Genomic DNA, 17,626 nt, shown 5'->3' with positions numbered 1-17,626 from the left:
GTAGGAGACCCGGGGTTGATGACACCCGCACAGGACGCCGCCCACATGGCGCGCGCCGTCGAGCTGGCCGCGCGCGGTCACGGCACCACCAGCCCCAACCCCGTCGTGGGCTGCGTCGTGCTCGACGCCGCCGGGCAGGTCGCCGGTGAGGGCTTCCACGCGTACGCCGGCGGGCCGCACGCCGAGGTCGTCGCGCTCGCACAGGCGGGGGAGCGGGCCAGGGGCGGCACCGCGTACGTGACGCTGGAGCCCTGCGACCACACCGGGCGCACCGGGCCTTGCAGCCTCGCGTTGCTGGAGGCGGGGGTGGCGCGGGTGGTGATCGCCGTGTCCGATCCCAACCCCAAGGCGGCCGGTGGGGCCGCGCGGCTGCGGGCGCGTGGAGTGGCTGTCACGGCCGGGGTGCTGGCCGAGGCTGCTGAGCGGGGGAATGAGGAGTGGCTGACGTATGTGCGGCTTGGGCGGGCTCATGTGACGTGGAAGTTCGCGGCGACGTTGGACGGGCGGTCGGCGGCTGAGGACGGGACCAGTAAGTGGATCACCTCGGCTGAGGCCAGGGAGGACGTGCATCGGTTGCGGAGGGCCGCTGATGCGATCGTCGCCGGGATCGGCACGGTGCTGGCCGACGACCCGCAGCTCACCGCCCGCACGGGTGGGCGGCCCGAAGACGCGGGCAAAGGCACGAGCGCTGGCGAAGGCGCGGGAGCTGGCGAAGGCGCGGGCACAGGCGCGGGAGCTGGCGAAGGCATAGGCCAGGGCGCGGGTGCAGGGGCGGAAGCGGGCGAAGGCGTAGGCCAGGGCGCGGGTGCAGGGGCGGAAGCGGGCGAAGGTGTAGGCCAGGGCGCGGATGCGGGCGCGGGCGAAGGCGTGAGCCAAGGCGCTGGCGTTGCCACCGGTGCCGGGCGGCGGCGGGGGCCGTTGCGGGTTGTGGTCGATCCTGACGCCCGGACACCTCCGTCCGCCCGCGTCCTGGACGACCAGGCCCCCACGCTCATCGCCGTGGCCGACGACACCGGCACCGACCTCAAGGCGGACCTCCTGCGCCTGCCCCGCCACGACAAGGGCCTGGACCTGGAGGCCCTCCTGCGGGAGCTGGCCGCGCGCGACGTGGTGAGCGTGTTCCTGGAGGGCGGCCCGACGCTGGCCGGTTCGTTCGTGCGGCGAGGGCTGGTCGACCGGGTGGTGGCATATCTGGCGCCGGCGTTGCTGGGTTCGGGACAGGCGGCGCTGGGCGCGGCAGGGGCGGGGACGATCGGCGACCTCCACCGCCTGAGATTTGACGAAATTTCCACTATCGGGCCGGATCTGCGGCTTGTTGCCCGGCCCACCCCCACACCAGGCACTCAACCAGGCACTCAATCAGGCAGGGAGAAGTGATGTTCACCGGAATCATTGAGGAAAAGGGCGAAGTGGTGGCCATCGAGCAGGCGGGCGGCGGCGCCCTGCTGTCGGTGCGCGGCCCGGTCGTGACCTCCGACGCCAAGCACGGCGACTCGATCGCCGTCAACGGCGTGTGCCTCACGGTCGTCGAGGTCAAGGACGACGTGTTCACCGTGGACGTGATCAGGGAGTCGCTGGACCGCAGCTCCTTGGGCGGCCTGGCCGAGGGCTCCGCGGTGAACCTGGAGCGCGCCGTGCGCGCCGACCAGCGGCTCGGCGGCCACATCGTGCAGGGCCACGTGGACGGCACGGCGGTCCTGCTGTCCCGCGACCCCGGCGAGAGCTGGGACGACCTGCGCTTCTCCCTGCCGGGGCCGATCGCCCCGTACGTGGCGGAGAAGGGGTCGATCGCCATCGATGGAATCAGCCTGACGGTGACGACGGTTGACGACGACGGCTTCGGCGTGAGTCTCATCCCGACGACGCTGAAGCTCACCACGATGGGCGAGCGGCAGGTGGGTGACGTGGTCAACATCGAGGTGGACGTGATCGCGAAGTATGTGGAGAGGCTGGTGGTCAGGCAATGAACTGGCTAAACGCCGGGTTCGAGGTTTTCGGCACGCATGTCCTGTGGACCGACCTGGTGGGCAACATCGCCGCCCTGGCCACAGTCCTGCTCGCCATGCGCAAGTCGATGTGGACGTGGCCGGTGCAGTTCGCCGGGGCGGTGCTGCTGTTCGCCGCCTCGATCAACGCGCACGTCACGGGTAACGCGCTGAAGCAGGTGCTGTTCGCGGGCCTGGCGGTCTACGGCTGGTGGGCGTGGCGGCGCGGCACGCAGGACGGGAAGCAGCTGGCGGTCAGGCCCGCCCACTGGTGGGAACGGTCGATGCTGATCGGCGTCATGCTGCTGGGCACGGCCGCGATCGGGGTGCTGTTCTACGTGACGGGCCTGTCGTGGGGCGCTTCGGTGCCGGGCGTCAAGGGCATGGTGCTGGTGGCCGCCGACGCCTACATCTTCGTCGGCAGCGCGGCGGCGACCTGGGCGCAGGGCAGGGCGCTGGTGGACTTCTGGATCGTGTGGGTGGCGGTGGACCTGGTCGGGGTGCCGCTGGCGTTCAGTTCGGGATTGGTGGTGTCCGGAGCCGTGTACGGCGTCTTCTTCGTCCTGGTCATGGTCGGTTTCGTGAAATGGCTGCGTGAATACCGCACGGGGCCCCTGGCGGTGCCGGCGGTGGCCCGGTGAGCGACATCAAGCTCGACCCGATCGAGCGCGCGATCGAGGACATCCGCAACGGCAAGCCCGTGGTGGTGGTGGACGACGCGAACCGGGAGAACGAGGGCGACCTCATCTTCGCCGCGGCCAAGGCCACGCCGGAGCTGTGCACGTTCACCATCAGGCACACCAGCGGCATGATCTGCGTGGCCATGGAGGGCAAGGAGCTCGACCGGCTGGGCCTGCCGCTCATGGTGTTCCACAACAAGGAGCGCATGCGCACGGCGTACACGATCACCGTGGACGCCCGCGACGGCGTCACCACGGGCATCTCGGCGGCCGACCGGGCCAGGACCATCCGCACGCTCGCCGACTCGGCGACCGAGCCCAACGAGCTGGTCCGCCCCGGTCACGTCTTCCCGCTGCGCTACCACGAGGGCGGCGTGCTGGCCCGGCGCGGCCACACCGAGGCGGCGGTCGACCTGTCCAGGCTGGCCGGGCTGTCGGCGGCCGGCGCGCTGGCCGAGGTGGTCAACGACGACGGCACCATGGCCAGGCTGCCGGAGCTGCGCCGCTTCGCCGACGAGCACGATCTGGCGCTGGTCTCCATCGAGCAGCTCGTCGACTACCGGCGGCGGGCCGAGAGCATGGTCACCAGGGTCGCCGAGACGCGGCTGCCGAACACGTACGGGATGTGGCGGGCGTTCGGGTACGCCAGCGCGCTCGACGGCGGCGAGCACGTCGCGCTGGTCTTCGGCGACCTGGACGACGGCGAGAACGTGCTGGTCAGGGCGCACTCGGAGTGCCTGACGGGCGACGTGTTCGGCTCGATGCGCTGCGACTGCGGGGTGCAGCTCGACCACGCCATGTCGGCCATCGCGCAGGAGGGCCGCGGGGTGGTCGTCTACCTGCGCGGGCACGAGGGCAGGGGGATCGGCCTGCTGGCGAAGCTGAAGGCGTACAGCCTCCAGGACAACGGCAGCGACACCGTGGACGCCAACCTGGAGCTGGGGCTGCCGGTGGACGCGCGGGAGTTCTCCAACGCGGGGCAGATCCTGGCCGATCTCGGGGTGAAGTCGATCCGGCTGCTCACCAACAACCCGGCCAAGCTCAAGGGCATGGACGGGTACGGCATCAAGGTTCTCGGCCGCGAGCCCATGCCCGTGGCGATGAACCCGTACAACGAGCGGTATTTGAAGGCCAAGCGCGAACGCCTCGGCCACGACATCTCTGAGGCCTCGTGAACAAGGAGAGCGAATGAGCGGGGAAGGACGGCCGGGCGTCGCGGTGCCCGACGCGGCAGGGCTGACGGTGGGCGTGGTGGCGGCGAGCTGGCACGCCAAGATCACCGACCAGCTCGTCTCACGCGCCGTGCAGGCCTGCGACGACAGCGGCGCCAGCGCGACCGTGGTGCGGGTGGCGGGCTCGCTGGAGATCCCGGTGGTGGCCCAGGCCCTGGCCCGCCGCTGCGACGCGGTGGTGGCGCTGGGCGCGGTCATCCGCGGCGAGACGGCCCACTTCGAGTACGTGTGCGACTCGGTGACGTCGGGCCTGACCAGGATCTCGCTGGACGAGGAGACGCCGATCGGCAACGGCGTGCTCACGTGCGAGAGCCTCGACCAGGCGGTCGATCGCTCCGGCCTGCCGGGCAGCAAGGAGGACAAGGGGTATGAGTCGACCATCGCCGCGCTCGAGACCGCCCTCCTCCTGAGGACCCTCGCCTGACCTACGGTAGGTTCTCCTCGTGCCAGAGCCCGTATCCCCTCCGCCCCTGCCCGTCACCTGGCGTCCGCGCCGGGGCCGCGTCGTCGCCTACGGCTTCGCGGTCGTGATCGTGCTGGGGGCGGTGGTGATGGCGGTCCTCATCGCGCAGCCGTTCAAGCTGCCCGACCGGGTGGCGATCGTGGCGTTCGGCTGCGCGGTGGCCTGGGTGCTGCATCTGCTGGGGCGGGTGCGGGTGGAGGCCGACGACGAGGGCCTCACGATCGTCAACGCGATGCGTACGCAGCGGGTGACGTGGCCGGAGGTGCTGGAGGTCACGATGGTGACAGGCGATCCGTGGCCGCGGCTCGACCTGTCCGACGGGCGTACGGTCAGCGCCATGGGGATCCAGGGCTCGGAGAAGGCCCGCGCCCGTCAGGCCACGGCGGAGCTGCGGGCGCTGATCAGGGAGCGCGGCGAGGCGCGGGAGAGGTGATCAGACGCGCGAGCACATCTGCACCCGTGACGTGGGCCTGCCCGGCACGACGATCCCGGCCGGGTCGAGGATCACGAGCGCGCGGCGCGGCTGCACAGCAGCACCGTGCGCGGCCATGACAGGCTGCCGATCGTCCTGTGACGGTCACATGAAGTTGCGGGTGTGCAGGGCGGACAGCTCGGCGGCCTCGTCCGGCGGGAAGCCCAGGCGCACCAGGCGGTTCCTGCGCCCCTCGAACATGTCGGCCTGCAGGCGCTGCACGACCGCGTGGCCCTCGGCGACGGCGGCCGGCGACCACGAGCCGGCGGCCAGCAGCGTCAGCGCGTCGAAGACGTCCTCGTTGAGCCCGGCGGTGTCGGCCAGCAGGTCGTGGCGGCGTTCGATCGCTCCCCGGAGCCGGCCGCGGAAGGCGGGGTCGCGCCGGGACTGCTCGGCCAGGTGGGCGACGCCGAACGCGACGTGGCGGGCCTCGTCCTGGTGCGCCAGCTCGGCGATGCGCCGGGTGACGGGGTCGGGGGCGTGCCGGTGCAGGAAGGACAGCAGGTTGAGGAAGCTGCCCTCGCCGAGCACGGAGAGCAGGAACGAGGCCAGGGAGAAGTCCGGCTCGGCCAGCAGCGACGTGAGCGAGGCGCGCCCGCCGACCGAGGAGGTGCCCAGCTCCGCGCCGTGCAGCGTGGCCCGCCGGGAGAACACCTCGATGTGCCGGGCCTCGTCGGCCGCCTGGACGGCGAGGAGCTGCATCACCTCGCGGAAGTGCGGGTGCACCCTGGCCAGCAGCCTGGCCGGGACGACCAGCGCGGCCTGCTCGTTCTCCACCAGGTAGGTCATCACCTGGACGACGGCCGCCTCCACCTCGGCGGGCAGGCCGCCGCCGGCCTCCCAGTCGATGGCCGTCGCCGGATCCCACTGCCTGGCGGCGGCCTGCGCGTACAGGGCGGGGGCCAGGTCGGCCCAGACGACCTCCTTGCGGTCGAGGTCGAACGGCGCCGGCGGGCCGCCGGGCTCGACGAGGGCGCCGCGGGCGGCGAGCCCCCAGTGCGCGGGCGGGTGGGACACGACGCCGGAGACGCCCGCGCCGCCGGCGCGCTCGGCCCGCGCCCAGCGGACGTGAGCCGTGGGGCCGGGCGTGATCCAGGCGCGCACGCTCGAAGTTCCCGCGGGCGGGATCTCCAGCCGGTGGCCCTCCTTGCGGCACCAGGCGGACAGGTGGACGAGGAGGGCGTCGTGGTCGCCGGCGACGCCGAGCCGGCCGCCGGGCGGGAGGGCCGCCAGTTCCCCGCGGATGATCGTCCGGGCGCCCTGGTCGAACCCGATGCCCGCGAGGCGGGCGATCCGGTCGGTCAAGGCCGGTAGTCCGCGGCCGTGATCCGGCCGGCCGGGTCGTAGAAGGAGGCCGCGTCCACCGCGCTCTCCAGGGCCGCGTAACCCGTGGTGCGGCCGGGCAGCCACGCGGTGAGCCCTTCGAGGTCGAGGAGCGGGCGCACCTCGGGGTCGGCGTAGGACATGCCGGTCAGGAGCCTGCCGAACTCCTGGACCGGCTCGCGTGGGGCCGTTCCCGCGATGGTCATGTTGCAGTGGTCGTAGGGGTCGGTCAGGTGCAGGATCCGGGTGGATCCGGCGGGCAGGGTGCCCTCCTGGCCGAAGAGCAGGTGGTTGGCGTCCAGCATGCAGGCCGCGGCGACCTCGCCGGCGAGCAGCGCCCGCGCGGCGTCGCGCTCGCCGCCGACGTGGTCGCCGTGCAGGCCCACGCCGACCTGGAAGAGCCGGACGTCGAACTCGGCCCCCTGTCGGCGCAGGTCGTGCAGGGGCAGCAGGGTGGCCTGCGGCGAGTCGGCGGCGCCCACGCCGACGAGCCGGCCCTTGAGCCCGGAGACCTGGTCGATGCCCGAATCGGCCCGGACCACCACGACCGATCGCAGGTCGCGGTCGGTGTCGCGCATCACCAGCGGGTACACCGGGTCGTCCCGGCCCGCGGTCAGGCGCTGGGCCCTGACCCAGGCGAGCGGGGAGTTCCACGCGGCGTGGATCCGTCCGGCGACGAGGTCCTCGACCTGGCGTTCGTAGTGCGAGTACAGCACGAAGTCGAACGGCAGGCCCTGCCGCGCCAGCCAGGCGCGGAACCCCGCCCAGATCGTCACCACCTTCGGGTCGTACGCCACGGCCCCCATCAGCAGAGTCACGAAGGTCCTCCGTCGAGCAGCGGCAGGCCGAAGGAGAGGCGGCCGACGAAGTCGTGCAGCGCCTCCGTGGTGGGCGCCATGACCCGGGCGGCGAGCGCGTCGCGGAAGCGCCGCTCGATGCCGAGGTCGCGGCGCAGCGCCGAGCCGCCGCACAACCGCATGACCTCGTCGGCGACCTCGATGGCGGCCTCGGCCGCGACGGCCTTGACCTGCAGCACCCGCAGCGTCGCGTCGTCGCGGCCGGTCTCCAGCGCGGTGAGCACGTCGTGCAGGAAGGCCTGTACCTGGTCGCGCCGGATGGCGGCGCGGGCGAAGGCCGCGCGGGCGGAGGGCTGGTCGGCCAGTCTCTGCCCGAGGTGCTCCAGGCGGGTGCCGGCGACGTGCGCGGAGGCCGCGGTGACGAGGGCGTCGATGACGCCCAGGGAGAAGGCCGCGTTCAGGACGAGGAAGGTCGGCAGCGCGGTGGCCAGCGCGATGTCCAGGCCGGCGCCGTCCGCGCCGAGCATGCTCCGGGGACGCACGCCGCCGGCGGTCATCGGGCTGGAGGCGTTGCCGCGCAGCCCGATGGCGTCGAACGGGCCGCCGACCGAGAGCCCCGGCGCGTCGCCGGGCACCAGCCAGAGCGTCATCGGGCCTGGGGCGGCCAGCGGCAGGCTGGACCACACGTACCCGTCGGCCTCGCCCGCGGCGGTGACGAAGCTCTTGCGGGCGTCGAGCCGGATGCCGCCCTCGCTCCCGGCGGCCGTGCCCAGCGGCGCCCAGAAGTGGCTGCGCGAGCCCACCTCGGAGAAGGCGAGCGTGGTGAGGTGCTCGCCGCGCGCGATGTCCCGGCGGACCTCGTCCGGGCCGTGCGCCTCGATCACGGCGGTCGCCGCGTAGTGCATGAGGACGACCATCGCGGTGGAGCCGCACGCCGCCGCCAGGTGGCGGACCACCCCGGCGGCGGCGGCGAGCCCCTGACCGGCGCCGCCGGCCTCGGCGGCGCTGGTCAGGCCGAGCAGGCCGGCCTTGCCGAGGGCGTACTTGGCGGCGCGCGGGAAGACGCCGCCGCCATCGACCTCCTCGGCCTGTGGTGTCACGATCGCGTCGATCACGGCCGCCAGAGCTTCGGTCAAGGCTTCACCTTGAGGATCTTGTCGTCGTCGGGGCCGGGGACGCCGAGCTGGTCGCGGTTGCTGGTGGTGAGCCAGAGGCCGCCGTAGGGGGACTTGATGACCGTCCGCAGCCGGCCGTACTGGCCGGTGAAGTGCGCGACGGGCGTGCCGACGCCGGCGCCCTGGAGCGGGATGGCCCACAGCCGCTGGCCGCGCAGGCCGGCGATGTAGATGACATTGCCGCTGATGGCGAGCCCGCTGGGGGACGCTTCGGCGGGCGTCCACTGCAGGAGCGGGTCGACGTAGCCGGGCGTGCCCGTCTGGCCCTCGACGACCGGCCAGCCGTAGTTGGCGCCCGGCGTGATCAGGTTGAGCTCGTCCCAGGTGGCCTGGCCGAACTCCGAGGCCCACAGGCGTCCCTGGTGGTCCCAGTCGAAGCCCTGCACGTTGCGGTGGCCGAGAGTGTAGACGGGCGAGCCGGGGAACGGGTTGCCGGGGGCGGGCGCGCCGGTGGCGGTGATGCGCAGGATCTTGCCGCCGAGGCCGGCCGGGTCCTGGGAGTTGGCGGGGACGCCGGCGTCGCCGGTTCCGACGTAGAGGAAGCCGTCGGGGCCGAACGTGATCCGCCCGCCGAGGTGGGAGGTGCCGGTCGGGATGCCGGTCAGCACCGGCTCGGGGGCGCCGAGCGCGCCGTGCGTGTAACGCATGCGTACGATCCGCTGGTCGGTCACGCCCGTGTGGTAGGCGTAGACGTAGCGGTCCTTCCAGAAGTGCGGGGAGACGGCCAGGCCCATCAGGCCGCCCTGGCCGGTCGCGTTGACGTCGGGGACGACGCCGACCTCGCGGACGGGCTTGCCGGGGACGATCGACACGATCCTCGCGGTGTTGCGCTCGCTGACGAGGGTCTCTCCGTTGGGCAGGAACGCCACGCCCCAGGGGATCTGGAGGTTGGTGGCCACGGTGCCGGTGACGACGGGACCGTTCGGCTCGTCGGCGTACACGGGCTGCGCGCCGAGAAGGGCCACCGTCAGACCTAAGAGCAGCGCTCCTGCGCGCCTTCTCCGTCCTCGCCTGGCCTCTGACACGAACGATGGAAACGGCAATTCGCTATCCCTTCACGAAAGACACCAGGGCCGGGTCGAGCGGGAACGCTGGGACGCCCGTTTCCATGATCACGGAGACGTCCGGAAAGGAATGTAACGGGTGGTTTTGGTCTGGTCAATAGACCCGTCAAACGGCCGCTTATCCCCTTTGGCCGGAATGCCTATTCAATGGCGGCACAAAAAAGCGGTGCCCGCGCTCACTCCTCCGGCGGCACGCCGAGCACGGCGTCCAGCAGTGCGTCGTCGTCCTCGGCCGGCACCGCGCGCAGGTCGAGCAGGCATCGGCCGCCCTCCACGCGCGCGAGGACGGGCGGCTCCGCCCGGCGCAGCACGGCGGCTATGGCCCCGTCCAGCGCGACGGCGGCGCTCGGCAGCACCACCCCGGGCGCCCCGCCGCCGCCGACCACGCTCTGGCTGCCGACGGCCTCGGCGTCGATCCCCTTGTCACGCAGCCGGGCCGCCAGGCTCTCGGCGCGGGCGCGCAGCGCGGCCTGGCCGGCGTGCAGGCTCTCCCAGGTCGGGGTCGGCGGGCCGGCGACCGTGGCCTCCAGCGCCGCCAGCGTGATCTTGTCCACCCGGAGCGCGCGGGCCAGAGGATGGCGGCGCAGCCGCTCCACGAGCTCGGCGCGGCCGAACAGCAGGCCGCACTGGGGGCCGCCGAGCAGCTTGTCGCCGCTGGTGGTGACCAGGTCGGCGCCCTCGTTGAGCCAGGTCGTGACGTCGGGCTCGCGGGGCAGCAGCGGCTCGGGGGTCAGCAGGCCCGAGCCGGCGTCGCCGACGAGCGGGACGCCCCGCTCACGGCACAGCTCCGCCAGCCGCGCCACCGGGACGTCGGCCGTGAAACCCTCGATCCGGTAGTTGGACGGGTGCACCTTCAGCACCATCCCCGTCCGCGGCCCGATCGCCCCGGCGTAGTCGGCGAGCGAGGTGCGGTTGGTCATGCCGACCTCGCGCAGCCGCGCCCCCGTGGAGACGAGCAGGTCGGGCAGGCGGAAACCGTCGCCGATCTCGATCAGCTCGCCCCGGCTGATCACGATCTCGCCGCCCGCCGCGAGCGCGGTGGCCGCCAGCGCGAGCGCGGCGGCGTTGTTGTTCACCACGTGCGCCGCCTCGGCCGCGGGAACCGCGGCGGCGAGCGCGGCCAGCGCGGTGCGTCCCCGCCGGCCCCGGCCGCCCGTGCCGAGATCGAGCTCGACGTCCGTGACGCCGGCGGCCAGCTCCACCGCCTGGCGGGCGGCAGCCGACAGCGGGGCGCGGCCCAGGTTGGTGTGCAGCAGCACGCCAGTGGCGTTGATCACCGGACGCAGGCCGGCGGCGGAGCCCGGCAGTGACTCCAGCACGGCGGCCAGGACGTCCGACGGCGGCAGGTCGCCCTTCCTCGCGTGCTCCTGCGCGGCCACGATCAGGGCCTTGACCTGGGCGTGGCCGAACCGCCTGCGGGCCTCGGCCAGCCGGGGGTGGGCGAGCAGGGCGTCCGTCCTGGGGATGGATCGGCGAGGGTCTGTCACGTCAGGGACGTCCGATCGGCGTGTTCTTGCGGGGGCGTTCTTGTGGGAGGAGGAGCCGGGCGGCGTCGGTCAGCGCGGCGGCGGCCGTCTCGACGTCGCCTGTGGTGCTGCCGCGGCCCAGCGACAGCCGCACCGCGCCCAGCGCCCGGCCGGCATCCAGGCCCATGGCCGACAGCACGGGCGAGGGGGTGCGCGCGCCGCTGTGGCAGGCCGAGCCGGTGGAGGCGGCCACCGAGGGCGCGGCGGCGAGCAGGTCGGAGCCGAGCACGCCGTCGATGCTGACGTTCAGCGTGTTCGGCAGGCGCCGCCCGGCCGCGCCGTTGAGACGGACGCGGCCCGGCAGGGCCGTGGACAGGCGGCGGTGCAGGTCGTCGCGCAACTCCCGGAGGCGGGCGGGCGCACCGGTCGCGAAGTCGCGGGCGGCCAGGTCGGCGGCGGCGCCGATGGCGACGGCCAGGGCGACGTTCTCGGTGCCGGCGCGCAGGCCGCGCTCCTGCCCGCCGCCGTAGACGACCGGCTCCAGCGCCACGCCGTCGCGCACGTACAGCGCGGCGACGCCCTTGGGCGCGTACATCTTGTGCCCGACGACGGTCAGCAGGTCCACGCCCCAGGCCAGGACGTCGATCGGGATCTTGCCCGCGGCCTGGGCGGCGTCGCAGTGGAACAGCGCGCCGCGCGCCCGGGCGAGGGCGGCGAGTTCGGCGACCGGCTGCAGGACGCCGGTCTCGTTGTTGGCGGCCATCACCGACACCAGCACCGTGTCCGTGGTGAGCGCGGCCTCCAGCGCGGCGGCGGCCACGAGGCCGTCACCGTCCACCGGCAGCGTCGTCACCCGCGCGCCGTGCAGGCGCGCCAGGGCGCGGCAGGTCTCCAGCACCGCCGGATGCTCGGTGGCCTGCGTGATCACGTGCGGCCGGGTGCGGCCGGCGGCCAGCACCGCGCCGCGCAGGGCCAGCAGGTTCGCCTCGGAGCCCGACCCGGTGAAGACCACCTCGGGCGCGCGGGCCCCGATCAGCGCGGCGACCTGCTCGCGTGCGACGGCCATGGCCTGGCGCGGCCGCTCGCCGTGGCGGTGACCGCTGGAGGGGTTGCCGAACCAGGTCGTCAGGTACGGCGTCATCGCCTCGGCTACGCGCGGATCGATGGGGGTGGTGGCATTGTGATCCAGATAGACCGGCTCATCGACGAGCATGCCGACCATTATCACCCTAAAGTGTGATCATGAAGAGGCTCACACAGTACGCCCAGGGCGGTGGCTGCGCCTGCAAGATCCCCGCGGGGGATCTGGAACGGTTGCTGAGCGGTTCGGGGATGCCGCTCCCGCGAGACGCCGAGGCGGAGCTCCTGGTGGGGCTGGACACCGGCGACGACGCCGCCGTGGTCCGCGTACAGGACGGAACCGTGATCATCAGCACGGCCGACTTCTTCACCCCGGTGGTCGACGACCCCTACGACTGGGGCCGCATCGCCGCGGCCAACGCGCTGTCCGACGTCTACGCCATGGGCGGGCGTCCGGTGGTCGCGCTCAACCTGCTGTGCTGGCCCGTCGACCACCTGCCCTACGACCTGGCCGCCGAGGTGCTGCGGGGCGGCGCGGAGGTGACCGCGCGGGCCGGCTGCCATCTGGCCGGCGGGCACAGCGTCACCGACGTCGAGCCCAAGTACGGCCTGGCCGTCACCGGCGTCGCCGACCCCGGCCGGCTGCTCCAGAACAGCACCGGCCGCGCCGGGCTGCCGCTGTCCCTGAGCAAGCCGCTCGGTCTCGGCGTGCTCAACAACCGGCACAAGAGCACCGGCGAGGTGTTCCCGCAGGCGGTGGAGACCATGATCCGGCTCAACGCGGAGGCCTCCCGCGACGCCCTGGCCGCCGGGATCCGGTGCGCGACCGACGTCACCGGTTTCGGCCTGCTGGGGCACCTGCACAAGCTCGCCCGCGCCTCCGGGGTCACCGCCGTGATCGACGCCTCGGCCGTTCCGGTGCTGGAGGGCGCAGAGCGGGCCGTGCGGGAGGGGTTCGTCCCCGGCGGGTCGCGGCGCAACCTCGACTGGGTGGCTCCTCACCTGGATCACGGCGACGTCCCGGAGGAAACTCTGCTGCTCCTCGCCGACGCGCAGACCTCGGGGGGCCTGCTCGTCGCCGGGGAGATCCCGGGCGCCCCAGTAATTGGTGAATTGGTGGAAAATACCGGACATACAATTATTGTTCGACATTAATCGGGCATGCCTGGCAATTCGTCTATGATCTCTTCCGGAGGCGTTTAGGAGTCTGGTGACCCTCCTGGTCTTCAAAACCAGTGGCGCCGAGCATCTCGGCGCGGCGGGTTCGATTCCCGTCCGCCTCCGCTGAACGGGGAAAAACGGGGATTGGTCTGCGACATGCACGTGATCGCGACGGCCGGGCACGTGGACCACGGCAAGTCGACGCTCGTCCGGGCACTGACCGGCATGGAGCCCGACCGCTGGGCCGAGGAACGCCGCCGCGGCATGACCATCGACCTCGGGTTCGCCTGGACGACGCTCGCATCGGGCGAGCGGCTCGCGTTCGTGGACGTCCCCGGGCACGAGCGGTTCGTCACCAACATGCTGGCCGGGGTGGGGCCTTGCCCCGCGGTGATGCTGGTCGTGGCCGCCGACCAGGGCTGGCAGGCGCAGTCGGCCGAGCACCTGGCGGCGCTGGACGCCCTCGGCGTGCGGCACGGCCTCGCCGTCGTCACCCGGGCCGACCTGGCGGATCCCGAGCCCGTGCGCAGGCAGGTGCGCGAGCGGCTCGCCGGGACCGGCCTCGCGGGGATCGGCAGCGTCGCCGTCAGCGGCCGGACCGGGCAGGGGCTCGATGAGCTGCGGGCCGCGCTCGGCCGGCTCGCCGCCGCGCTTCCCGAGCCGGACACCGGGGACGCCGTCCGGCTGTGGATCGACCGGGTGTTCACCATCAAGGGGGCGGGGACCGTCGTCACCGGCACCCTGACCAGGGGCACGCTCCGCGTCGGCGACGAGCTGGAGACGGGCGGCGGCCGGGTCAGGATCCGGGGGCTGCAGACCCTGGGGGAGAAGGCGGAGCGGGTGTCCGCGACCGCCCGCGTGGCCGTCAACCTGCGGGGCGTCGACCGTGACGACCTGTCGCGCGGCATGGCCCTGATGACGCCGGAGGCGTGGTCGCCGGCTCAGGTGATCGACGTCCGGCTGACTGCCGCGCCGGACCGGCACGCGGAGGCGGCGGTGCCGCACCCTGGAACGGCCCAGCGCAGGGAGGCGGCGGTGCCGCACCCCGGATCGGCCCAGCGCAGGGAGGCGGCGGTGCCGCACTCTGGAACGGCCCGGCGCAGGGAGGCGGCGGTGCTGCACGTCGGGTCGGCCGCCGTGCCCGTCAGGGTCCGGCTTCTCGGCGGCGACACCGCGCGGCTCACCCTCGGCCGTCCCCTGCCGCTCAGGACGGGTGACCGGGGCCTGCTCCGCGACCCCGGCCGGCGGGAGATCGTCGCCGGGCTCGTCGTGCTGGACGTCCGGCCGGCCCCGCTGCGCCGCCGGGGCGCGGCGGCGGCCAGGGCGGCCGCGCTCGCCGAGGTGTCGCTGCCCGACGCCGCGGCCCTGCTGCGCTGGCACGGCCTGCTGACCGGACGCGAACTGCGGGCGATGGGCTGCCCTCCCGCCGGAACACCGGTGACCGGCGACTGGTACGCCGACCCGGAGCACTGGTCGTCCCTGACCCGCCGGCTCGTCGAGCACGTCTCGCGGCGGCCCGCGCACGATCCCGGGGTCACCGTGGACGCCGTGGCCCAGGTGCTCGGCCTGCCCGACCGGCGGCTCGCCGAGGCGCTCGTCGTGCCGCCGCTGGTGTCCGAGGGCGGCCGAATCGTGACCGCCGATCGGTCGCTGCCGCCCGCGATCGCCAGGGCGGTCGCGGAGCTGACCGCCGACCTCGCCGAACGCCCCTTCGACGCGCCCACCGCCGAACGCCTGGACGAGCTCGGCCTCACGGGCAAGGCGCTCGCGGCCGCGCTCCGTTCCGGCGCGGTCATGTCGATCGGAAAGAACGTCGTGCTCATGCCCGACGCGCTGGAGAGGGCCGCGGACCGGCTCGCCGAACTTTCCTCCCCCTTCACCGTCAGCGACGCGCGCGTGGCCCTGGCCACCAGCCGCCGCGTCGCCCTGCCCCTGCTGGAGTGTCTCGATGCCCGGGGAATCACCCACCGCGTTGACAACGACAGGCGAGCCCTGCGCCGGCGCGACTGAGGTCGACCGGCTGCTGGCGCGGGCCCGCGCGGGGCTGCGGCGCCTCGCGCCCGCCGAGGCGTGGGCCGCCGCGGGCCGGGGCGCGAAGCTCGTCGACACCCGGCCCGAGCACCAGCGCAGGGCGGCCGGGGAGATCCCGGGGGCCGTGGTGGTCGAGCGCAACCACCTGGAGTGGCGGCTCGACCCCACGTGCGAGGCCCGCATTCCCGAGGCGGACTCCCGTCACATCCAGTGGATCGTGATCTGCGCCGAGGGGTACTCGTCCTCGCTGGCCGCGGCGGCGCTGCGGGAGCTCGGGCTGTCCAACGCCACCGACGTCATCGGCGGCTTCGACGCGTGGGCGGAGGCCGGCCTGCCGACCGTCCGGCCCGCCCGGCCCACGACGCCGCGCGGGCCGGGGGAGTGAAGGTCGATCAGGTGCAGTGCTCCCAGCCGCTGAGCGTCGCGAAGGTCTGGCCGGTCCAGGAGGAAAAAGATCACCAGACGCGGAGGCCCACGCTCTCCCTCTCGCGCGCGTCTTCGCAGAGGTCCGCCACGAACCGGCGGATGGGCGGGAGGATGCGGTAACGACGGCCGTAGGAGTGGTCGACGGGCTGCACCAAGGACTGGTCGACGAGCCCGATGAGCCCGCGGACGACCTGACTCTCGGTCAACGTCGCGCACGCGCACAGGGTCTCGGCCTCGGCCAGGCCGAACTCCTCCGGCAGCCCCGCGAGGCGGGTCAGCAGCAGCGCCTCCCGCTCTTCGAGCGCGCTGTGCGCGTGCCGGATCCGCTCGGCGAGCGTGACGCCGGTGGCGTCGCCGCCGTCGAGCAGCATCCGGGCGTCCCTGGCCAGGGCCGCGGCCAGGTTGTCCGGCGTCAGCGTCCGCAGCAGCGAGGCCGCGATCTCGATGGCGCTCGGCAGGCCGCCGGTGTGGGCGAGCAGGCTGCTCAGCCAGTGACGGTTCTCCGGGGCGTGGAACACGCTGGGCAGAAACGCGGCGGCGCGGCTGATCAGAAGGTTCTCGGCTTCGGCCGCGCTCAGCGGGCCCAGCGTCCGCGTGGTCTCCCCCGGCATGCCGAGGACGCGGGAGCCGGTGCCGAGCACGACGAGCTCGGGCGAGCAGGCGATCAGCGGCTGGATGGCCGCCTTGACCTCCGCGACCCGCCCGCCGTACCCGTCGATGACGAGGATGTGCCGGCCCCGCCCCGCCGGGAGCACGCCGGCGAGCTGCCCGGCCTCCAGATCGACGCCGGCAAGCTGCCTGGCCTCCAGATCGACGCCGGTGAGCGCCTGGGTCTCCAGATCGACGGTGGTGACGTCGCACTCCAGCCGGACGGCGGCCGTGGTCGCGGCCGCCAGCGCGAGCGCCGACTTGCCGACCCCAGGGGGGCCTGTCAGCGTGACGACGCGGGCGTGGCACAGGTCGTCGGCCAGCGACCGCAGGGCCTGCCCGCGGCCGGTCAGCGCGCTCGGCCGGGGGCCGCGATCAGGGTCGGCGGTGAGAGCGGGCTCCTTCAGCACCCGCTGGTGGGCCAGCGTGAGCCGGCTGCCCGGGCTGATGCCCAGTTCCGCCGAGAGCCGCCGCCTGATGCGGTCGTAGACCGACAGGGCCGAGGCCAGTTGCCCCATGCCGGACAGGACCTCGATCAGCAGCGCGTGGGCCTCCTCGTCCATCGGGTCGGCCCGGCACGCCGTCCAGAGCAGCGACTCGGCCGCCTCCAGCCGGCCGCCGTCCATCGCGGACCTGGCGTACCTGCGCACCACCGCCTGGCGCTCGGCCAGCAGCGTCTCGACCAGCTCGGAGTCGACCCGGTCCTCGGGGACGTTCTCGAAGGGCCGCCCGCGCCAGAGGGCGAGCGCCCGGTGCAGATCGTCCTCGGCGCCGCCTGGGGCCGAGGTCAGAGCGCGGAACTCGATCAGGTCGGTGGTGCCCTCGTGCAGGTCCAGCCGGTAGCCGCTCACCCCCGTGACCAGGGCGATGGAGCCGCCCGCCTGCTCCTCCAGCCACCGGCGCAGCCGGTGGACGGTCAGGTGCAGGGCGCCCTTGGGGTTGGCGGGCAGGTCCTGCTCCCAGATCGTGTTCATGAGATGGGCCGAGGGGACGGGCTCCGAGGCGTGCGCGGCCAGCGCACCGAGGAGCGCCCTGACGACCGGCGGCCTGGGACTGACGACCCCCTCGGCAGACAACAGCCCCACGGTGCCGAGTACGCCGATGGAGCCCACAGTCATCCGCATCCACTCCCCCATCACGTTACCGAGATGACGATGACGGCGAGCGCGCAGACCATGCTGAACCAGCACCCGGTGAGTATGGCCTTCTTGCGAGCCGCGAAATCACGGTCCCAGTCGGCCGCGTTACCGCGCCGGACAGCAGACAGGACCATGATCGCACGGCCCGCCCCGAAGCAGAAGCCCGCGAACGGCGCGCTCCACCAGGGGGCCGCCAGCAGGATCAGGCTGACCAGCACGTACGGCAGGTGGGTCGGCATGAAGGTGCGCAGGCCCGTCCCCATCTCGAAGCCGAACTGCAGCGCCCCGCTCCCGTCCGAGCGGGCGACGATGCTGCTGGGCACCTGCCTGGCGTTCTGCGGCAGCCGGAAGGGCAGCAGCCCGACGTCGCAGCCGAGCGCGAGCAGCACGAGCCCGAGCAGGAGCGGCGTCGCCCAGGAGGCGGGGATCAGGGTGTGCGTCACCGCCGCGGGAAGCAGCAGGAGCAGGCCGGTCGCGGTGCCGC

Annotated in this window: 17 protein-coding genes and 1 tRNA gene; 10 read left to right on the top strand and 8 right to left on the bottom strand. The window is 73.5% G+C overall.

The genetic code is table 11. The features are described 5' to 3' along the window. Positions 1-18: 18 nt before the first annotated feature. From ribD to ABD331_RS13095, 6 genes are read left to right on the top strand one after another with little or no spacing between them, the layout of a single operon-like run. Positions 19-1,377: a bifunctional diaminohydroxyphosphoribosylaminopyrimidine deaminase/5-amino-6-(5-phosphoribosylamino)uracil reductase RibD gene (ribD, locus tag ABD331_RS13120; protein ID WP_344474105.1), complete on the top strand. Its 1,359-nt coding sequence runs from the start codon at positions 19-21 to the stop codon at positions 1,375-1,377. Continuing rightward, on the top strand, positions 1,377-1,967 hold the full coding sequence (locus ABD331_RS13115; protein WP_344474103.1) for a riboflavin synthase: 591 nt from the start codon (positions 1,377-1,379) through the stop codon (positions 1,965-1,967). The genes ribD and ABD331_RS13115 overlap by 1 nt, the downstream gene beginning before the upstream one ends. Beyond that, on the top strand, positions 1,964-2,626 hold the full coding sequence (locus ABD331_RS13110; RefSeq protein ID WP_344474100.1) for a nicotinamide mononucleotide transporter family protein: 663 nt from the start codon (positions 1,964-1,966) through the stop codon (positions 2,624-2,626). The genes ABD331_RS13115 and ABD331_RS13110 overlap by 4 nt, the downstream gene beginning before the upstream one ends. Beyond that, a complete protein-coding gene (locus tag ABD331_RS13105) occupies positions 2,623-3,840 on the top strand; it encodes a bifunctional 3,4-dihydroxy-2-butanone-4-phosphate synthase/GTP cyclohydrolase II (protein WP_344474098.1) in 1,218 nt (405 codons plus the stop codon). Before ABD331_RS13110 ends, ABD331_RS13105 begins: the two co-directional genes overlap by 4 nt. Positions 3,841-3,853: 13 nt before the next feature. Further along, complete coding sequence (gene ribH, locus ABD331_RS13100; protein ID WP_344474096.1) at positions 3,854-4,321, top strand: 6,7-dimethyl-8-ribityllumazine synthase; 468 nt, start codon at positions 3,854-3,856, stop codon at positions 4,319-4,321. 19 nt (positions 4,322-4,340) lie between these two features. Then, the gene (locus ABD331_RS13095) at positions 4,341-4,793 is read left to right on the top strand and encodes a PH domain-containing protein (protein WP_344474094.1); all 453 of its coding nucleotides are present in this window, start codon (positions 4,341-4,343) and stop codon (positions 4,791-4,793) included. A 144-nt stretch (positions 4,794-4,937) separates the two neighbouring features. On the opposite strand, the gene ABD331_RS13090 is transcribed toward ABD331_RS13095, so the two are convergent. From ABD331_RS13090 to ABD331_RS13065, 6 genes are all read right to left on the bottom strand, one after another. Continuing rightward, positions 4,938-6,137, bottom strand: a complete 1,200-nt coding sequence (locus ABD331_RS13090; RefSeq protein ID WP_344474092.1) for a ferritin-like domain-containing protein — start codon at positions 6,135-6,137, stop codon at positions 4,938-4,940. Beyond that, entirely contained in the window at positions 6,134-6,973 is an 840-nt protein-coding gene (locus ABD331_RS13085; protein WP_344474090.1) for a phosphate/phosphite/phosphonate ABC transporter substrate-binding protein, read from the bottom strand. The genes ABD331_RS13090 and ABD331_RS13085 overlap by 4 nt, the downstream gene beginning before the upstream one ends. Beyond that, the gene (locus ABD331_RS13080) at positions 6,970-8,088 is read right to left on the bottom strand and encodes an acyl-CoA dehydrogenase family protein (protein WP_344474088.1); all 1,119 of its coding nucleotides are present in this window, start codon (positions 8,086-8,088) and stop codon (positions 6,970-6,972) included. Before ABD331_RS13080 ends, ABD331_RS13085 begins: the two co-directional genes overlap by 4 nt. Next, entirely contained in the window at positions 8,085-9,092 is a 1,008-nt protein-coding gene (locus ABD331_RS13075) for a PQQ-dependent sugar dehydrogenase (protein WP_344474086.1), read from the bottom strand. The genes ABD331_RS13080 and ABD331_RS13075 overlap by 4 nt, the downstream gene beginning before the upstream one ends. Before the next feature lie 275 nt (positions 9,093-9,367). After that, entirely contained in the window at positions 9,368-10,678 is a 1,311-nt protein-coding gene (selA, locus tag ABD331_RS13070; RefSeq protein ID WP_344474085.1) for an L-seryl-tRNA(Sec) selenium transferase, read from the bottom strand. A gap of 1 nt (position 10,679) precedes the next feature. Beyond that, positions 10,680-11,870 (bottom strand): cysteine desulfurase family protein, encoded by a 1,191-nt coding sequence (locus ABD331_RS13065; RefSeq protein WP_344474084.1) that lies wholly within the window; start codon positions 11,868-11,870, stop codon positions 10,680-10,682. Positions 11,871-11,899: 29 nt separating this feature from the next. Here ABD331_RS13065 and selD point away from each other — a divergent pair, with 29 nt between their 5' ends. From selD to ABD331_RS13045, 4 genes are all read left to right on the top strand, one after another. Then, positions 11,900-12,892: a selenide, water dikinase SelD gene (gene selD / locus ABD331_RS13060; protein WP_344474082.1), complete on the top strand. Its 993-nt coding sequence runs from the start codon at positions 11,900-11,902 to the stop codon at positions 12,890-12,892. Between the two features lie 36 nt (positions 12,893-12,928). Next, a tRNA-Sec gene (locus ABD331_RS13055) sits at positions 12,929-13,022 on the top strand. Positions 13,023-13,054: 32 nt separating this feature from the next. Beyond that, the gene (selB, locus tag ABD331_RS13050) at positions 13,055-14,908 is read left to right on the top strand and encodes a selenocysteine-specific translation elongation factor (protein WP_344474080.1); all 1,854 of its coding nucleotides are present in this window, start codon (positions 13,055-13,057) and stop codon (positions 14,906-14,908) included. Then, positions 14,871-15,314 (top strand): rhodanese-like domain-containing protein, encoded by a 444-nt coding sequence (locus tag ABD331_RS13045; protein WP_344474078.1) that lies wholly within the window; start codon positions 14,871-14,873, stop codon positions 15,312-15,314. Before selB ends, ABD331_RS13045 begins: the two co-directional genes overlap by 38 nt. A 70-nt stretch (positions 15,315-15,384) precedes the next feature. Here the strand turns inward: ABD331_RS13045 and ABD331_RS13040 are convergent, their stop codons facing one another. Next, positions 15,385-17,127, bottom strand: coding sequence for an AfsR/SARP family transcriptional regulator (locus tag ABD331_RS13040; protein ID WP_344474076.1), 1,743 nt, complete (start codon positions 17,125-17,127; stop codon positions 15,385-15,387). Positions 17,128-17,138: 11 nt separating this feature from the next. Further along, entirely contained in the window at positions 17,139-17,585 is a 447-nt protein-coding gene (locus ABD331_RS13035) for a hypothetical protein (RefSeq protein ID WP_344474074.1), read from the bottom strand. Positions 17,586-17,626 lie beyond the last annotated feature (41 nt).

The organism is Nonomuraea monospora, assembly GCF_039531895.1.
GTDB classification, from domain to species: Bacteria; Actinomycetota; Actinomycetes; order Streptosporangiales; family Streptosporangiaceae; genus Nonomuraea; species Nonomuraea monospora.
This window is presented reverse-complemented; position numbering and strand designations above follow the sequence as displayed.